Raw genomic sequence first — 14,803 nt, 5'->3', positions numbered from 1 at the left:
CCCCGTGGACCTGCTTTGGTTAGGCTACTCCAGGCCAATCCGCCACTTGGGGCCTTCCTTGGTGTCCTCCACGATGATGCCCAGGGATTTGAGCCTTTCCCGGATCAGGTCGCTTTTGGCGTAATCCTTGGCCCGCCGGGCTTCTTCCCTAAGTTCCAGAAGAAGGGCGACTAACCCCTCCAAAAGGGGCCCGGACACCTTTTCCTCCAGCACCCTTTCGGGGAAGAGGCCCAGGATGCCTTCCCCCAGAGTGTGGAAGACCTGGGCGGTTCGCCTTAGGGTGTCCCTCTTGGCCTCAGGGAGAAGCTTGTTGAGCTCGGGGAGGAAGGTGAAGAAGGCGGCCAGGGCCTCTGGGGTGCTGAGGTCGTCCTCTATGGCCTCCAGGAAATCCTTTTCCAGGGCATCCAAGGCCCTTTCCAGCTCCGGGGTGGTGCCAGGGTAAGCCGCATTCAGGCGGGTTCGCACCTCGCGGTAGGCCTGGAGGAGGCGGGCATAGCCTCGCTTGGCTGCCTCGAGGCCCTCCCAGGTGAAGTCCATGGGGCTTCGGTAGTGGGTTTGGAGGAGGTAAAAGCGCAGGGCCATGGGCTCGTGGGCCTTAAGGAGGTCGTGGAGGAGGACCAGGTTCCCCGTGCTCTTGGCCATCTTTTCCCCTTCCAGAAGCACATGGTTGTGGTGCATCCAGTGGCGGGCGAAGCGGTAGCCCGCGGCCTCTGCCTGGGCGATCTCGCACTCGTGGTGGGGAAACTGGAGGTCTATGCCCCCGGCGTGGATGTCAAACCCTTCTCCCAGGTACTTGAGGCTCATAGCGGTGCACTCGATGTGCCAGCCCGGGTACCCCTCCCCCCAGGGGCTTTTCCAGCGCATGATGTGGCCGGGCTCGGCGGCTTTCCAAAGGGCGAAGTCTAGGGGGTCCTCCTTCTCCTCCCGCACCTCCACCCTGGCCCCGGCTCTAAGCTCCTCCAGGCGCTTTCCCGAAAGCTTTCCGTACCCAGGAAAGGCCCGCACCCGGAAGTAGACGCTACCCTTTCGCTCGTAGGCGAAACCCAGCTTTAAGAGCCTTTCCGTGAGCTCGATCTGCTCCGGGATATGACCGCTGGCCCTAGGGGCGATGGAAGGTCGGAGCACGTTTAGGGCGGTGATGGCGTCAAAGTAGCTCCAGGTGTACTTCTCCGCCACCTCCATGGGTTCGAGCCTTTCCAGCTTGGCCCGGCGCTCAATCTTATCCTCCCCCTGGTCGGCGTCGTCGGTAAGGTGGCCCACGTCGGTGATGTTGGAGACGAAGCGCACCCGGTAGCCTTGGTGGAGCAGGTAGCGGCGGAGCACGTCGTAAACAATGGGTCCCCGGGCATGGCCCAGGTGGGGGTCGGAGTATACGGTGGGGCCGCAGACATAGATCCCCACGTGCCCCGGGGTGGCGGGGGTGAAATCCACTTTGCTCCTTTGCAAGGTGTCGTAGATGCGCAGGCCCATATGGGGGATTATAGGCCCATGGCATAATGGCGGGGTATGGGCAGGATCCTGAGGGGCTTGGCAGGGGGTGGCCAGCTTAGGGTGGTGGCCGCAGACACAGGGGATGTGGTGGAGGAAGCCCGGCGCCGCCACGGGCTTTCCCCCACGGCCACCGCCGCCCTGGGCCGGGCCATGACCGGGGCCTTGCTGCTGGCGCAGCTCCTCCTAAAGACGCCCAAGGAGCGGATAACCCTGCGCATCGAGGGCACGGGGCCCTTGGGCGGGCTCGTGGCCGAGGCGGATGCGGCTGGAAACGTCCGGGGGTACGTGCGAAACCCGAGGGCGGAGGTGCCCTTGCGGGAGGATGGGAAGCTCAACGTGGGGGAGCTCCTCGGGGCCGGGGTGTTGCGGGTGGACCGGAGCCTTCCGAATGGGGAGGTCTACACCAGCACTGTGCCCCTGGTTTCCGGGGAGATTGCCGAGGACCTCGCCCACTACCTTTGGCAGTCGGAGCAGATTCCCTCCGCCGTCCTCTTAGGGGTGCGGGTCAAGGGGGAAGGGGAGGTGGAGGTGGCGGGGGGTGTGGCCATCCAGGTGATGCCGGATACTCCCGAGGAGGTTCTTTCCCGCCTCGAGGCCAACCTGGCAGGTTTAAGCGGCATCACGCCCCTCTTGCGGGAGGGCTTGGAGGCCGCTTTGGAAAGGCTTCTTGCTGGCCTGGGTTTTGAAAGGACGGATCTCAAGGCCCTGGGCTACCCTTTAAACGAGATCCCCGCCCGCTTCCGCTGCCGTTGCAACCGGGAGAAGGCCCTCGAGGCCCTGGTCTTCTTCACCCCCGAGGAACGGGAGGACATGATCGTGAAGGACGGGGGTGCGGAGGTGGTCTGCCACTGGTGCGGGGAGGTCTACCGCTTCTCCCCGGAGGAGATCCGTTCCCTGGTGGCGGAGGTGCGTTGCCCTGACTGCGGCACCCTTTGGCTGTATCCCAAGGCGGACGGCACCCTTTTCCGGATCGAGGGGGATACCTGCCGTTGCGGGCGTAAGGTGGAAATTCCTTCGGAAAAACGGGCCCAGGCCTGATAAGCTGAGGCCATGTTCAAGACCATCCTCCTGGCCTATGACGGTTCGGAGCATGCCAAGCGGGCGGCAAGGATAGCCAAGATGGAAGCCGAGGCCCATGGGGCCAGGCTGGTGGTGGTTCATGTCTATGAGCCTGTCCCCGACTACCTGGGGGAGCCCTTCTTCCAGGAGGCCTTGAAAAGGCGGCTGGAGCGGGCGGAAAAAATCCTGGCGGAGGCCGTGGGCCTCACGGGAGTGCCCCGGGAGGATGCCCTTCTCCTCGAGGGACGCCCTGCGGAGGCCATCCTGGAAGCCGCCATAGGGGAGCAGGCTGACCTCATCGTCATGGGTACCCGGGGCCTGGGGGCGATCGGCAGCCTCTTCCTGGGAAGCCAAAGCCAGAAGGTGTTGGCGGAGGCCCCTTGCCCCGTACTCCTGGTGCGCTAGCTGGTAGGGGTCTGGAAGGCTTGAGGGTGGAGCAGGATTACCTCCAGCCTTGGCGGCTGGCTGGAGGTGACTCTTCTACCTTTCGTTAGGGGGTTTGGCCTTTGCCCTTTCTCGGAGCTGAGGGCGTGGCGGCCTTCCGGTAATCTTAGGGCATGGAGTACGAGACCCTGGCGGTGCTTTCAGGTCTACCGGAGGACCCCTATGGGGCGGTGGGGCTTCCCATCTACGCGGTGGCCGCCTACGGCTTTAAGACCCTGGAGGAAGGAGCCGAGCGCTTTGCCAGTGGGGAGGGCTACGTCTACGCCCGGCAGAAGGACCCCACTGGCAAGGCCCTGGAGGAGCGGTTAAAGGCCCTGGAAGGGGGCATGGAGGCCTTGGTCTTCGCCTCGGGCCAGGCGGCCACCTTTGCCGCCCTTTTTTCCCTCCTGCGCCCGGGGGATGAGGTGGTGGCGGCCAAGGGGCTTTTCGGCCAGACCATCGGCCTTTTCCAGCAGGTCCTGGCTCCCATGGGCATAAGGGTGCGCTATGTGGAGCCCGAGCCCGATCGGGTACGGGAAGCCCTCACGGAGAGGACCCGGGCCATCTTCGTGGAGACCATGGCCAACCCTGCCCTGGTGGTGCCGGACCTCGAGGGCTTAGCCTCCTTGGCGGAGGAAAAGGCCATGGCCCTGGTGGTGGACAACACCTTTGGCGCTGCCGGTGCCCTGGCCAAGCCCCTCCAGTGGGGGGCCCACGTGGTGGTGGAAAGCCTCACCAAATGGGCAAGCGGCCACGGCTCCGTGCTGGGAGGGGCGGTGGTGGTGAGGGAAAGCCGCATCTGGCAAAACTATCCCCAGTTCCTGGAGAAGGATGCCAGGGGCCAGGTTCCCTGGGAGGCCCTGGGACCTCGGTGTTATCCGGAGCGGGTGCGTACCCTGGGGCTATCCCTTATGGGCATGGCCCTTTCCCCCTTCAACGCCTACCTTCTCTTCCAGGGTTTGGAAACCGTGGCCCTGCGGGTGAGGCGCATGAGCGAAACCGCCCATCGCCTGGCCGAGGCCCTGAAGGGGCACCCGAAGATCCAGTCCCTTCGCTACCCTGGCCTGCCCGAGGATCCGGCCTATCCCATGGCCCGGAAGTACCTGGCCTCGGGGGGGCCCATGCTCACCCTGGACCTGGGAAGCCAGGAGGCAGCCAGCCGTTTCCTCAAGGCCATACCCCTGCCAAAGGCCGCCAACCTGGGAGATGCCCGCACCCTTTTGGTGCATCCTTGGACCACCACCCATAGCCGCCTTTCGGAGGAGGGGAGGCTTCAGGCGGGGGTTACCCCGGGGCTGGTGCGGGTTTCCGTGGGGCTGGAGGATCCCGAGGATCTTGTGGCTTGGTTCCGGGAGGCCTTGGAAGGGGCCTAGGGGGGAAGAAAGGCACAAGCGTGTGGTATCGTGAAGCTGTGCACTAACTCGCCACCCCAAGCCTAGATCCCGCCGGTGGGATTTCCACGGCGGGATCCTCTAGGAAACTCCCAGCTTTCAGATCACCCAAAGCCCCTCGCGCATGAGGGGCACGCGGGTACCATCCTGCAAAATCCCATCCACCTGCATCTCCATAGAGCCGATCATCCAGTCGATGTGCACCAGGCTTTCGTTGGCCCCGCGCTTCCGGAACTCCTCCCCGATGGGGCGGCCCTCCAGGTTCTCCGCATAGGCTTGGCCGAAGGCGATGTGGCTGGCGGCGTTTTCGTCAAAAAGGGTGTCGAAGAAGACCAAACCCGTTCGGGCGATGGGGTTGTCGGCGGGTACCAGGGCCACCTCTCCCAGCCTGCGGGCTCCCTCGTCGGTGGCGAGGACCTTGAGGAGCACCTCCTGGCCTTTTTCCGCCCCTACCTCCACCGCATACCCCCCTTCAAACCGGGCCCAGATGCCTTCCACCAACTGGCCTCCCAGGGCCAGGGGCCGGGTTGAGCGCACCACCCCCTCCACCCGCTCCCGGTGGGGGGCGGTGAAGACCTCCTCCGTGGGCAGATTGGGGTTGCAGATGCGTCCCTTTTTGGTGGGGGTGGCCCCACCTTGCCACAGGTGGCCTTCCGCGAGGCCCACCGTCAGGTCCGTGCCCGGCCCCTGGAAGTGGAGGGCGGCAAAGCGCTTGGCGTTCAGAAAGGCCACCTTTTCGTGGAGGCTTCGGTTGTGGGCCTCCCAGGCGGCCACGGGATCCGGCCTGTCCACCCGGGTAGCCTGAAAGATGGCCTGCCAGAGCTTGGCCACGGCTTCCTCCTCGGGAAGATCCGGGAAGACCGCCCTGGCCCAGCCGGGGTGGGCGAAGGGGACGATGGTCCAGTTGGTGACGAACTCCGTGATGGCCTCGAGGGCCGGCTTGTAGGCTCGGCTCTGGGCCTGCTGGGCCCGTCCGATGCGCTCAGGGGGAAGGCCTTCTAAGGCCTTGGGGTCATTCCCGGAAACCGCAAGCCGGGCAGCGCCTTCGCGAAAAGCCTTGGCCATGCCCTCGTAAAGCCAAGCGGGAGCCCTGTCCAGCCCCTCCTCTGGGGCCAGGGAGAGGCGCTTACGGGAAAGCTGGTTATCCCCGTAGATCACGGTAAAGAGGCTTGCCCCCTGCCCGTAGGCTTTTTCCGCCAGGAGGCGGACGAAGTCCACGGCCTCGATGGGGGCGGTGGCGATGATTTCCTGCCCCGGTTGCAGGTTGAGCCCCACCCGGATGGCCAGTGCGGCCAGCTTTTCTAGATTCTCCTGAAGCGTGCCCACGCCCTCAAGTCTTCCCTCTGGAAGGACTTTCGTCAAGGCCGGGGGCAGGTTTTGGGCCGGCCCAAGAGGAGGACGAGGGCGGCCAGCAGAAGGAAAAGTGGCCGGTAAGCCTCCCAGGCGAAAGCTATCCCCACCAGGAGCAAGGCCAAGGGGTAGCGCCACGCTGCCATGCCCTTAGCCTACACCCCGCACCGCCAAGGGGGGACATTTCTCACCCACCGGGCCCACTATGGTGGAGGAGAGGTGAGTCCTATGCGTCCCATCACCGTGGACGGCAACGAGGCGGTGGCTCGGGTGGCCTACCGCCTGAGCGAGGTGGTGGCCATTTACCCCATCACGCCCTCAAGCCCCATGGCCGAGCTTTGCGACGAGTGGGCGGCCAAGGGGGAGCCCAACCTATTGGGGCTTGTACCCAAGGTGGTGGAGATGCAGTCCGAGGGCGGGGCGGCGGGGGCCCTGCACGGAGCCCTCCAGGAGGGTGTGCTGGCCACCACCTTCACCGCCAGCCAGGGCCTCCTTCTCATGATCCCCGACATGTACAAGATCGCCGGCCAGGCCCTGCCCGGGGTCATCCATGTGGCGGCCCGGGCTTTGGCCACCCATGCCCTGTCCATCTTCGGGGATCATCAGGACCTCTATGCGGTGCGGCCCACCGGGTGGGCGATCTTGGTGTCGGACTCCGTGCAGGCGGCCCAGGACTTGGCGGGCATCGCCCAAATCACCGCCCTGAAGGCAAGCCTGCCCGTGCTTCACGCCATGGATGGCTTCCGCACCTCCCACGAGGTGCAGAAGATCGTGCCCCTTTCCGACCGGGAGCTTAAGGCCCTCTTTCCCTTCGGGGCCCTCGAGGCCTATCGGCGGCGTGCCCTGACCCCCGAGGCCCCGGTGATCCGCGGTACCGCGCAAAACCCCGACCATTACTTCCAAAACCGGGAGGCCATCAACCCCTACTACCTGCGGCTACCCGAGGTGGTGGCCGAGGTTATGGAGCACTTCTCCCAGGTCACCGGGCGCCGCTATGCCCCCTACGAGTACTTTGGGCACCAAGAGGCCGAGCGGGTGGTGGTGGTGATGGGCTCGGGCTCCTTGGCGGTGGAGGAGGCGGTGGAACACCTCCTAAAGCGAGGGGAAAGGGTGGGGATGGTGCGGGTACGCCTGTACCGGCCCTTCCACGCGGAGGGTTTTCTTGCCGCCTTCCCCAAAACGGTGCGCAAGGTGGTGGTCTTGGACCGGGGCAAGGAGCCGGGGGCCATAGGGGAGCCCCTTTTCCAGGAGGTGGCGGCGGCCTTTGCCCTTAGGGGCGGGGAGGTACCGCTGCTGGTGGGGGGGCGGTACGGCCTCTCTTCCAAGGAGTTCACCCCGGCCATGGCCTTGGGGGTATACGAGGAGCTCAAAAAGGACCGGCCCCGCCACGGCTTCACCGTGGGCATCGTGGACGATGTGACGGGCACAAGCCTTTCCTACCCACAGGTGGACTTTGAGGATCCGGCCTCGGTGCGGGCGGTCTTCTTCGCCCTGGGGGCCGATGGCACGGTGAGCGCCAACAAGAATACCATCAAGATCATCGGGGAGGAGACCCCCCTTTACGCCCAAGGGTACTTCGTCTATGACTCCAAGAAGTCGGGCTCCCGCACGGTAAGCCACCTGCGTTTTGGGCCAAATCCCCTCAACAAGCCCTACCTGGTGCAGAAGGCCAGCTTCGTGGGCATCCACCAGTGGAGTTTCCTGGAACGCCTGCCCATGCTGGAGGTGGCCGAAGAAGGGGCCGCGGTGCTCATCAATAGCCCCTATCCCCGGGAGGAGGTGTGGGACCGGTTGCCGAGGCCCGTTCAGGAAGAGATCCTCAGGAAGAAGCTTAGGGTCTATGTGGTCAACGCCTACGAGCTGGCACGAAAGGTGGGTCTTCCCGGGCGGATCAACGTGATCATGCAGGCGGCCTTCTTCAAGCTTTCCGGGGTGTTGCCCGAGGAGGAGGCCAAGGCCCGCATCAAGAAGGCCATAGAGAAAACCTACGGCAAGCGGGGAAAGACGGTTCTGGAGAAAAACTTCCAGGCGGTGGAGCTGGGTTTTGAGGCGGTGGAGCCCCTGCCCATTCCCGGAAGGATCACCTCGGAAAAGGAACGGGTGCCCCCTATGGTGGACCACCCGCCGACCTTTGTGCGGGAGGTGCTGGGCCCCATCGCCCTGGGGCGAGGGGATTCCCTGCCGGTTTCCGCCTTTCCCCCGGATGGAACCTACCCCACGGGGACGGCCAGGTACGAGAAGCGGGGCATCGCGGAGTTCATCCCCACCTGGGATCCCCAGGTGTGCGTGCAGTGCGGCAAGTGCGTCTTGGTCTGCCCCCATGCGGTGATCCGGGCCAAGGTGGTGCCGGAGGAGGCCTTGGCCCAGGCTCCCGAAGGTTCCCCCCACCGCAAGGCCATGTGGAAGGAACTCACCGGGGAGTTTACCCTGGCCATCAGCCCCGACGACTGCACGGGTTGCTCCCTTTGCGTGGAGGTCTGCCCCGCCAAGGACAAGCAGAACCCGAGCCGCAAGGCCTTGAACCTGGCACCCCGCCTCGAGGTGCGGGAGGCCATGAACCGCCACTGGGATTTCTTCCTCTCCTTGCCGGAAACTCCCAGGTCTGGGCTTAAGCTCCACACCGTCAAGGACGTGCAGCTTCTAGAGCCCCTTTTTGAGTTCCCGGGGGCCTGTGCGGGATGTGGGGAAACCCCTTACCTAAGGCTTCTTTCCCAGCTTTTCGGCGACCGCCTCATCGTGGCCAACGCCACCGGGTGTAGCTCCATCTACGGGGGCAACCTGCCCACCACCCCCTGGAGCAAGAACAAGGAGGGCCGGGGCCCGGCCTGGGCCAACTCCCTCTTTGAGGACAACGCCGAGTTTGGCCTGGGCATGCGCCTGGCCTTGGACAAGAAGGCGGAATACGCCAGGGAGCTTCTAAGGGCTTTCCAAGGCATCCTGGGCCAGGAGCTTTTGGAGAGGCTACTTTCCGAGGAGGGGCCCGAGGGAGTGGAAAAGAGGCGGCGGGACGTGGCCCTCTTGCGGGAAAGGCTAAAGGGCCTGGACGATCCCAGGGCTAGGGACCTCCTGGCGGTGGCGGATGCCCTGATCCCCCATTCCGTCTGGATCGTGGGGGGGGATGGCTGGGCCTACGATATCGGCTACGGGGGCCTGGACCACGTGCTGGCCAGCGGGGCCAACGTGAAGGTGTTGGTCCTGGATACTGAGGTCTACTCCAACACCGGGGGGCAGGCCTCCAAGGCCACGGGCCTGGGGGCGGTGGCCAAGTTCGCCGCAGCAGGCAAGCCCACCCCCAAGAAGGACTTGGCCTTCATGGCCATGAGCTACGGGCATGTCTACGTGGCCCAGGTGGCCATGGGGGCCAGCGACGCCCATACCCTGAAGGCCTTCCTCGAGGCGGAGGCCCATAAGGGCCCGGCCCTCATTATCGCCTACAGCCACTGCATCGCCCACGGCATTGACATGGCCAAGGGAATGGAGCACCAGAGGCTGGCGGAGCGCACGGGGTACTGGCCCCTCTTCCGCTACATCCCTGGCCAGGGGCTCACCCTGGACTCCAAGCCCCCGACGCTGCCCCTTAGGGAATACCTCTATGTGGAAAACCGCTACCGGCTTCTCCTCCAGACCCACCCCGAGGGGGCCGAGGCCTTCTTAAGGCTGGCGGAGCAGGCGGTGCGGGAAAGGTGGGAGAGGCTTTCCCGCATGGCGGCGAAGGAGGCTGTGCCGAGCTAAAGGGAGGAGGGAGGTATGGACCTCAGCACCACCTATATGGGGCTAAAGCTGGAGCATCCCTTGGTGGCTTCCGCCTCGCCCCTTACGGAGAAGCTGGATGGGTTTTTGCGTTTGGAGGACGGAGGGGCTTCGGCCATCGTGATGCACTCCCTCTTTGAGGAGCAGGTGACCCTCGAGGAGGAGATGCTGGACCACTACCTGCACTACGGCCACGAAAGCTACGCCGAGGCCCTTTCCTACTTTCCCCGGGCCCACGAGTACCGCCTGACCCCTGAGCGCCACCTGGACCTTCTTGCCCGGGCCAAGGAACGGGTTTCCATCCCCCTCATCGCCAGCTTGAACGGCATCAGCCGGGGAGGCTGGGTGGAGTACGCCAAGCTTCTGGAGGAGGCAGGGGCCGACGCTATAGAGCTTAACCTCTACTACATTCCCACCGACCCGGCCCTTTCCGGGGCGGAGGTGGAGGCCATGTACCTGGAAACCATCCAGGCGGTGGTGGAAAGCGTGCGGATCCCTGTGGCGGTCAAGGTGGGGCACGCCTTCACCGCCTTCGCCCACTTTGCCAAACAGGTGGAGGCCACAGGGGCCCGGGCCCTAGTCCTCTTCAACCGTTTCTACCAGCCCGACTTGGACCTGGAGACCCTTTCCGTGGTGCCTACCTTAAGCCTTTCGCGTCCCTACGAGGCCCTTTTGCGCATCCACTGGATCGCCCTCCTCTACGGCCGGGTCGGCCTGGAGCTGGCCTTGACCGGGGGCGTGCATTCGGGGAAGGAGGCGATTAAGGGGCTTCTTTCCGGGGCCCAGGTGGTGATGATGACCTCGGCCGTCCTGGAAAAGGGGCCCGGGCACTTCCGCACCGTACTGGAGGAACTCAAGGCCTTTATGGAGGAAAAGGAGTACGCAAGCGTGGAGGAGATGCGGGGGGTGATGAGCTACCTGAAGGTGGCGGAACCCGCTGCCCTGGAAAGGGCCAACTACCTCAAGGTTCTGGGCTCGTATCGCCTTCTTCCCTAAGGGCGTAAAACCCCTTTCCCAGGGCCACCACCGGGCTTCTGGACCAGCGGGCTAAGGCGGAAAGTCGGATCTTGGCGATCTTTTCCGGCTCCTTCACTTCGGCCCAGAGCCCTGCTTCCTTCAGGCGGCGGCCCACCTCGGTATAGTGAAGGGGCCGGCCCTCCTGTTTCAGCATCTCCAACACCGCCTTGCGGAACCGGTCCGGTGGGGGCATGGGCAGGCCCAGTATACCCGTATAGTGAGGGCATGAGGAACCAGGAGCTGGCCCGCCTCTTTGAGGAGATCGGGCTCATGAGCGAGTTCTTGGGGGACAACCCCTTTAGGGTCCGGGCCTACTACCAGGCGGCTCGCACCCTGTACGACCTGGATACCCCCATTGAGGAGGTGGCCAAGGGAGGAAGGGAAGCCCTGCTGGCCCTTCCCGGGATCGGGCCCGATCTGGCGGAAAAGATCTTGGAGTTTCTCAAAACCGGGGAGATTAAAAAACACCGGGAGCTTGCGGGGCGGGTGCCAAAGGGGGTTTTGGCGGTGATGGAGGTGCCCGGGGTGGGACCCAAGACCGCCCGGCAGCTCTACGACGAGCTGGGCATCGACTCCCTGGAAAAACTAAGGGAAGCCCTGGATAGGGGCGATCTCCTTCGCCTGAAGGGCTTTGGCCAGAAGAAGGCGGAGCGCATCCGGGAGGGCTTGGCCCTGGTGCAGGTGGCGGGCAAGCGAAGGCCCTTGGGGGCGGTGCTTTCCTTGGCGCGGAACCTCCTCGCTGCCATCCGGGAGCTGCCCGGGGTGGAGAGGGCGGAACTTTGCGGGTCCGCCCGGCGGTATAAGGACACGGTGGGGGACCTGGACTACCTGGTGGCCAGCGAAAGAAGCGAGGAGGTGGTGAGGGCGTTCGTGAAGCTTCCCCAAGTGAAGGATGTGTACGCCCAGGGCAAGGAGCGGGCCACGGTGTTTTTGAAAAACGGCCTCCAGGTGGACCTGAGGGTGGTGCCGCCCGAGAGTTGGGGCTCCGGGCTCCAGTACCTCACGGGGAGCAAGGAACACTCCATCCGGCTTCGGAGCCTGGCCCAGGAAAAGGGTTTGAAGCTTTCCGAGTACGGGGTTTTTAGGGGCGAAGAGCGCCTGGCAGGGGAGACCGAGGAAGGGGTTTACGAGGCCCTGGGGCTACCCTTCATTCCCCCTGCCTTACGGGAGGACCACGGGGAGATCGAGGCAGCCTTGGAGGGAAGGCTTCCCAGGCTTCTCGAGCTTTCCGAGGTGAAGGGAGACTTGCAGGTCCACTCCACGTACTCCGACGGGCAGAATAGCCTCGAGGAGCTCTGGCAGGCGGCCAAGTCCCTCGGTTACGAGTACCTGGGGGTCACCGACCACTCCCCGGCGGTGCGGGTGGCGGGAGGTCCTTCCCCAGAGGAGGCCCTGAAGCGGATAGAAGCCATCCGCCGCTTCAACGAAACCCATGGTCCTCCCTACCTGCTGGCGGGGGCCGAGGTGGACATCCGGCCCGATGGCTCCCTGGACTACCCGGACTGGGTTTTGCGGGAGCTGGACCTGGTGCTCATCTCCATCCACTCAAGCTTTAAGCTTTCCAAGGCCGAGCAGACCAAAAGGATCCTGCGCGCCCTGGAAAACCCCTTCGTGCACGTGCTGGCCCACCCCACGGCCCGGCTCATCGGGAGGCGGGCGCCCGTTGAGGCGGATTGGGAGGCGGTGTTTAAAAAGGCCATGGAACGGGGCGTGGCGGTGGAGATCGATGGGTATTACGACCGCATGGACCTCCCGGATGACCTGGCCCGCATGGCCTACGGGATGGGCCTATGGATCAGCCTTTCCACCGATGCCCACCAGGTGGAGCACCTGCGCTTCATGGAGCTTGCGGTGGGCACGGCGCAGAGGGCCTGGATAGGGCCCGAGCGCGTGCTCAACGTGCTCTCCTACCCGGAGCTCACCGCCTGGCTTAAAGGCCGGCGAGGCCTTTAGCCTTTAGCAGGATTTCCAGGAACATCTCCCGGGTGAGCCTGCCCGTCTGGGTATTCTGTCGGGAAACGTGGTAGCTGGCCAGGAGGTGGCGGCCATCCGGCAGGAGGTAGTGGGCCCCGTGGAAAAAGGGATGGGCGGACTTCTTCATGCCGAAGTGGTCCAGGAGGGCCTCGAGGGCGATGCGGCCCAAGGCCAGGTAGACCCTGGCCTCCCGAAGGAGCCCGAGCTCCAACCGGGTCCAAGTGCTACAGGCCAGGAGTTCTTCCCGGGTGGGCTTGTTCTCCGGGGGAGCGCACCGCACGGCGGCGGTAAGGTAGGTTCCGTAGAGCCTTAGGTCGTCGTGGGGCTCGCTTTCCGGCTTGCTGGAGAGGCCCGCCTGGTAGAGGAGGGGGTAGAGGAAGGCTCCGGAGGCATCCCCGGTGAAGGACCGGCCCGTGCGGTTGGAACCATGGGCCCCGGGGGCCAGGCCGAAGAGAACCAGGCGTGCCTGGGGGTCCCCGAAACCGGGGACGGGCCTGGCCCAGTAGGTCCAATCCTGAAAGGCGCGGCGCTTTTTCCGCCCCACCTCTTCCCGGTGGGCCACCAGCCGTGGGCAGCGGGTGCAGGCGGTGAGTTCCTGTTTAAAGGCATCCCACGAGAAAAGATCCATCGGCTTATAAGCATAACCCCCGCCCTAGGGCGGGGGTTATTGGGCGGGTCAAGCCAGACCCAGACCATGGTCTAGTCCCATTTTAGGCCATGCACCCTAAAGGGGTATGTTGTCGTGCTTCTTGAAGGGGCGTTCCTCTTTCTTGTCCCAGAGCATCCTCAGGTGCTGGTAGAGGATGCGGCGGGTGTGGGTGGGGTCTATGACATCGTCAATGTAACCTCGGCCGGCGGCCACCCAGGGGTTGTCAAAGGCCCGGCGGTACTCCTCGATCTTGCGGCGGCGGGTTTCCTCGGGGTTTTTGGAGGACTGGATTTCCCGCCGGTAGATGATGTTGGCGGCCCCCTCGGCCCCCATCACCGCCACCGCCGCCGTGGGCCAGGCCAGGACCACGTCCGCCCCCATGTCCTTGGAGTTCATGGCCAGGTAGGCCCCGCCGTAGGCCTTGCGGGCGATGAGGGTGATCTTGGGCACCGTGGCCTCGGCGTAGGCGAAAAGCATCTTGGCCCCGTGGCGGATGATGCCCCCATGCTCCTGGGCCACCCCGGGCAGGAACCCGGTGACATCCACCAGGGTGAGGATGGGGATGTTGAAGGCATCCATGGTGCGGATGAAGCGGGCCGCCTTGTCGGAGGCGTTGATGTCCAAGGCCCCGGCCATGAAGCGGGGGTTGTTGGCCACCACCCCCACGGGGTAACCGCCCAGCCGGCCTAAGCCCACAATGATGTTCCGGGCGAAGCCGGGCTGGATTTCCAAAAATTCCCCGTCGTCCAGGAGGGTCCTGATCACCTGGTGCATGTTGTAAGGCCTTTTGGCATCGGGATGGACGATGTCCAGGATCTCCGGGGTGGGGCGGAGGGGATCGTCCTTGGGTTCCACCACCGGGGGCTTTTCCCGGCTGTTTTGGGGCAGGTACGTGAGAAGCTTCTTGATGAGGTCCAGGACCTCCTGGTCGTTTTGGCCCTCGAGGTGGGCCACCCCGCTTTTCTCCATGTGCACGTCCGCCCCGCCCAGCTCCTCAAAGCTCACCTCCTCCCGGGTCACGCTCTTGATCACCTCGGGGCCGGTGATGAACATGTAGCTGGTCCCCCGGCTCATGAGGATGAAGTCGGTCATGGCGGGGCTGTAGACCGCTCCCCCGGCGCAGGGCCCCAGGATGGCGGAGATCTGGGGCACTACCCCGGAGTAGATGGCGTTGCGGTAGAAGACCTCCCCGTACCCCGAGAGGCTATCCACTCCCTCCTGGATGCGGGCCCCGGCGGAGTCGTTGAGACCGATGATGGGAGCCCCCACCTTAGCCGCCAGGTCCATGAGGCTTGCGATCTTGCGCCCATGCATCTTGCCTAAGGAGCCGCCCAGGACGGTGAAGTCCTGGCTGAAGACAAAGACCAGCCGGCCCCCGATGGTGCCGTAGCCGGTCACCACCCCGTCGGCTGGAGCCTCAACCCCCTCCATGAGGCCGGTTTCCAGGTGCTCGGCGAAGGGCATGAGTTCCACGAAGCTTCCCGGGTCCAAAAGGTAGTCTATTCGCTCCCGGGCGGTGAGTTTCCCCTGCTGGTGCTGCTTGCGGATGCGTTCCTCTCCCCCGCCGAGGAGGATCCTTTTCCGCCTTTCCTCCAGCTCAGCCAGTAGCTCATCCAGGATAAGCTTGGCGTTATCGGCCATACTGGCCGCATGATATACTAAGAAGCCGGGTTTGCTTCCACGGTAAGGGGGCCCGGCC

The 14,803-nt window shown here is 64.6% G+C and carries 12 protein-coding genes; 6 read left to right on the top strand and 6 right to left on the bottom strand.

The genetic code is table 11. From position 1 onward, the window contains the following. Positions 1 to 24: 24 nt before the first annotated feature. Entirely contained in the window at positions 25 to 1,470 is a 1,446-nt protein-coding gene (cysS, locus tag TNMX_RS11515; protein ID WP_019550202.1) for a cysteine--tRNA ligase, read from the bottom strand. A gap of 36 nt (positions 1,471 to 1,506) precedes the next feature. Here cysS and hslO point away from each other — a divergent pair, with 36 nt between their 5' ends. The 3 genes from hslO (at position 1,507) to TNMX_RS11500 (ending at position 4,346) form a co-directional block, all read left to right on the top strand. Beyond that, positions 1,507 to 2,529, top strand: coding sequence for an Hsp33 family molecular chaperone HslO (gene hslO, locus TNMX_RS11510; protein ID WP_038032418.1), 1,023 nt, complete (start codon positions 1,507 to 1,509; stop codon positions 2,527 to 2,529). Between the two features lie 12 nt (positions 2,530 to 2,541). Continuing rightward, positions 2,542 to 2,955, top strand: coding sequence for a universal stress protein (locus tag TNMX_RS11505; RefSeq protein ID WP_038032416.1), 414 nt, complete (start codon positions 2,542 to 2,544; stop codon positions 2,953 to 2,955). Between the two features lie 152 nt (positions 2,956 to 3,107). Then, positions 3,108 to 4,346 carry an O-acetylhomoserine aminocarboxypropyltransferase/cysteine synthase family protein gene (locus TNMX_RS11500; RefSeq protein WP_038032414.1) on the top strand — a complete coding sequence of 413 codons (1,239 nt, stop codon included), beginning with the start codon at positions 3,108 to 3,110 and terminating at the stop codon, positions 4,344 to 4,346. Positions 4,347 to 4,463: 117 nt separating this feature from the next. Here TNMX_RS11500 and TNMX_RS11495 read toward each other — a convergent pair whose 3' ends face one another. After that, entirely contained in the window at positions 4,464 to 5,690 is a 1,227-nt protein-coding gene (locus tag TNMX_RS11495; protein ID WP_038032412.1) for an aminopeptidase, read from the bottom strand. Between the two features lie 32 nt (positions 5,691 to 5,722). After that, entirely contained in the window at positions 5,723 to 5,860 is a 138-nt protein-coding gene (locus TNMX_RS13055) for a hypothetical protein (RefSeq protein ID WP_019550208.1), read from the bottom strand. An 82-nt stretch (positions 5,861 to 5,942) separates the two neighbouring features. Between TNMX_RS13055 and nifJ the strand changes: the two genes are divergently transcribed. Both nifJ and TNMX_RS11485 read left to right on the top strand, forming a co-directional pair. Further along, positions 5,943 to 9,446 (top strand): pyruvate:ferredoxin (flavodoxin) oxidoreductase, encoded by a 3,504-nt coding sequence (gene nifJ / locus TNMX_RS11490; RefSeq protein ID WP_038032411.1) that lies wholly within the window; start codon positions 5,943 to 5,945, stop codon positions 9,444 to 9,446. A 15-nt stretch (positions 9,447 to 9,461) separates the two neighbouring features. Continuing rightward, on the top strand, positions 9,462 to 10,460 hold the full coding sequence (locus TNMX_RS11485; RefSeq protein ID WP_038032410.1) for a dihydroorotate dehydrogenase-like protein: 999 nt from the start codon (positions 9,462 to 9,464) through the stop codon (positions 10,458 to 10,460). On the opposite strand, the gene TNMX_RS11480 is transcribed toward TNMX_RS11485, so the two are convergent. After that, positions 10,426 to 10,674: a hypothetical protein gene (locus TNMX_RS11480; protein WP_015717202.1), complete on the bottom strand. Its 249-nt coding sequence runs from the start codon at positions 10,672 to 10,674 to the stop codon at positions 10,426 to 10,428. The genes TNMX_RS11485 and TNMX_RS11480 overlap by 35 nt on opposite strands. A gap of 32 nt (positions 10,675 to 10,706) precedes the next feature. Here TNMX_RS11480 and polX point away from each other — a divergent pair, with 32 nt between their 5' ends. Further along, positions 10,707 to 12,434, top strand: coding sequence for a DNA polymerase/3'-5' exonuclease PolX (polX, locus tag TNMX_RS11475; protein WP_038032409.1), 1,728 nt, complete (start codon positions 10,707 to 10,709; stop codon positions 12,432 to 12,434). On the opposite strand, the gene TNMX_RS11470 is transcribed toward polX, so the two are convergent. Further along, the gene (locus TNMX_RS11470; RefSeq protein ID WP_038032408.1) at positions 12,412 to 13,083 is read right to left on the bottom strand and encodes a type-5 uracil-DNA glycosylase; all 672 of its coding nucleotides are present in this window, start codon (positions 13,081 to 13,083) and stop codon (positions 12,412 to 12,414) included. The genes polX and TNMX_RS11470 overlap by 23 nt on opposite strands. Before the next feature lie 96 nt (positions 13,084 to 13,179). Further along, the gene (locus TNMX_RS11465) at positions 13,180 to 14,745 is read right to left on the bottom strand and encodes an acyl-CoA carboxylase subunit beta (protein ID WP_038032407.1); all 1,566 of its coding nucleotides are present in this window, start codon (positions 14,743 to 14,745) and stop codon (positions 13,180 to 13,182) included. Positions 14,746 to 14,803: the final 58 nt, after the last annotated feature.

Source organism: Thermus sp. NMX2.A1 (assembly GCF_000511705.1).
GTDB lineage: Bacteria > Deinococcota > Deinococci > Deinococcales > Thermaceae > Thermus > Thermus scotoductus.
The sequence above is the reverse complement of the archived record's forward strand: the minus strand, read 5'-3'. Positions and strand labels throughout refer to the sequence as shown.

Coding starts and splice junctions, on each gene's coding strand:
- polX (WP_038032409.1), top strand. CDS start 10,707: ATGAGGAACCAGGAGCTGGCCCGCCTCTTTGAGGAGATCGGGCTCATG.
- TNMX_RS11480 (WP_015717202.1), bottom strand. CDS start 10,674: ATGCCCCCACCGGACCGGTTCCGCAAGGCGGTGTTGGAGATGCTGAAA.
- TNMX_RS11470 (WP_038032408.1), bottom strand. CDS start 13,083: ATGGATCTTTTCTCGTGGGATGCCTTTAAACAGGAACTCACCGCCTGC.
- cysS (WP_019550202.1), bottom strand. CDS start 1,470: ATGGGCCTGCGCATCTACGACACCTTGCAAAGGAGCAAAGTGGATTTC.
- nifJ (WP_038032411.1), top strand. CDS start 5,943: ATGCGTCCCATCACCGTGGACGGCAACGAGGCGGTGGCTCGGGTGGCC.
- TNMX_RS13055 (WP_019550208.1), bottom strand. CDS start 5,860: ATGGCAGCGTGGCGCTACCCCTTGGCCTTGCTCCTGGTGGGGATAGCT.
- hslO (WP_038032418.1), top strand. CDS start 1,507: ATGGGCAGGATCCTGAGGGGCTTGGCAGGGGGTGGCCAGCTTAGGGTG.
- TNMX_RS11505 (WP_038032416.1), top strand. CDS start 2,542: ATGTTCAAGACCATCCTCCTGGCCTATGACGGTTCGGAGCATGCCAAG.
- TNMX_RS11500 (WP_038032414.1), top strand. CDS start 3,108: ATGGAGTACGAGACCCTGGCGGTGCTTTCAGGTCTACCGGAGGACCCC.
- TNMX_RS11465 (WP_038032407.1), bottom strand. CDS start 14,745: ATGGCCGATAACGCCAAGCTTATCCTGGATGAGCTACTGGCTGAGCTG.
- TNMX_RS11485 (WP_038032410.1), top strand. CDS start 9,462: ATGGACCTCAGCACCACCTATATGGGGCTAAAGCTGGAGCATCCCTTG.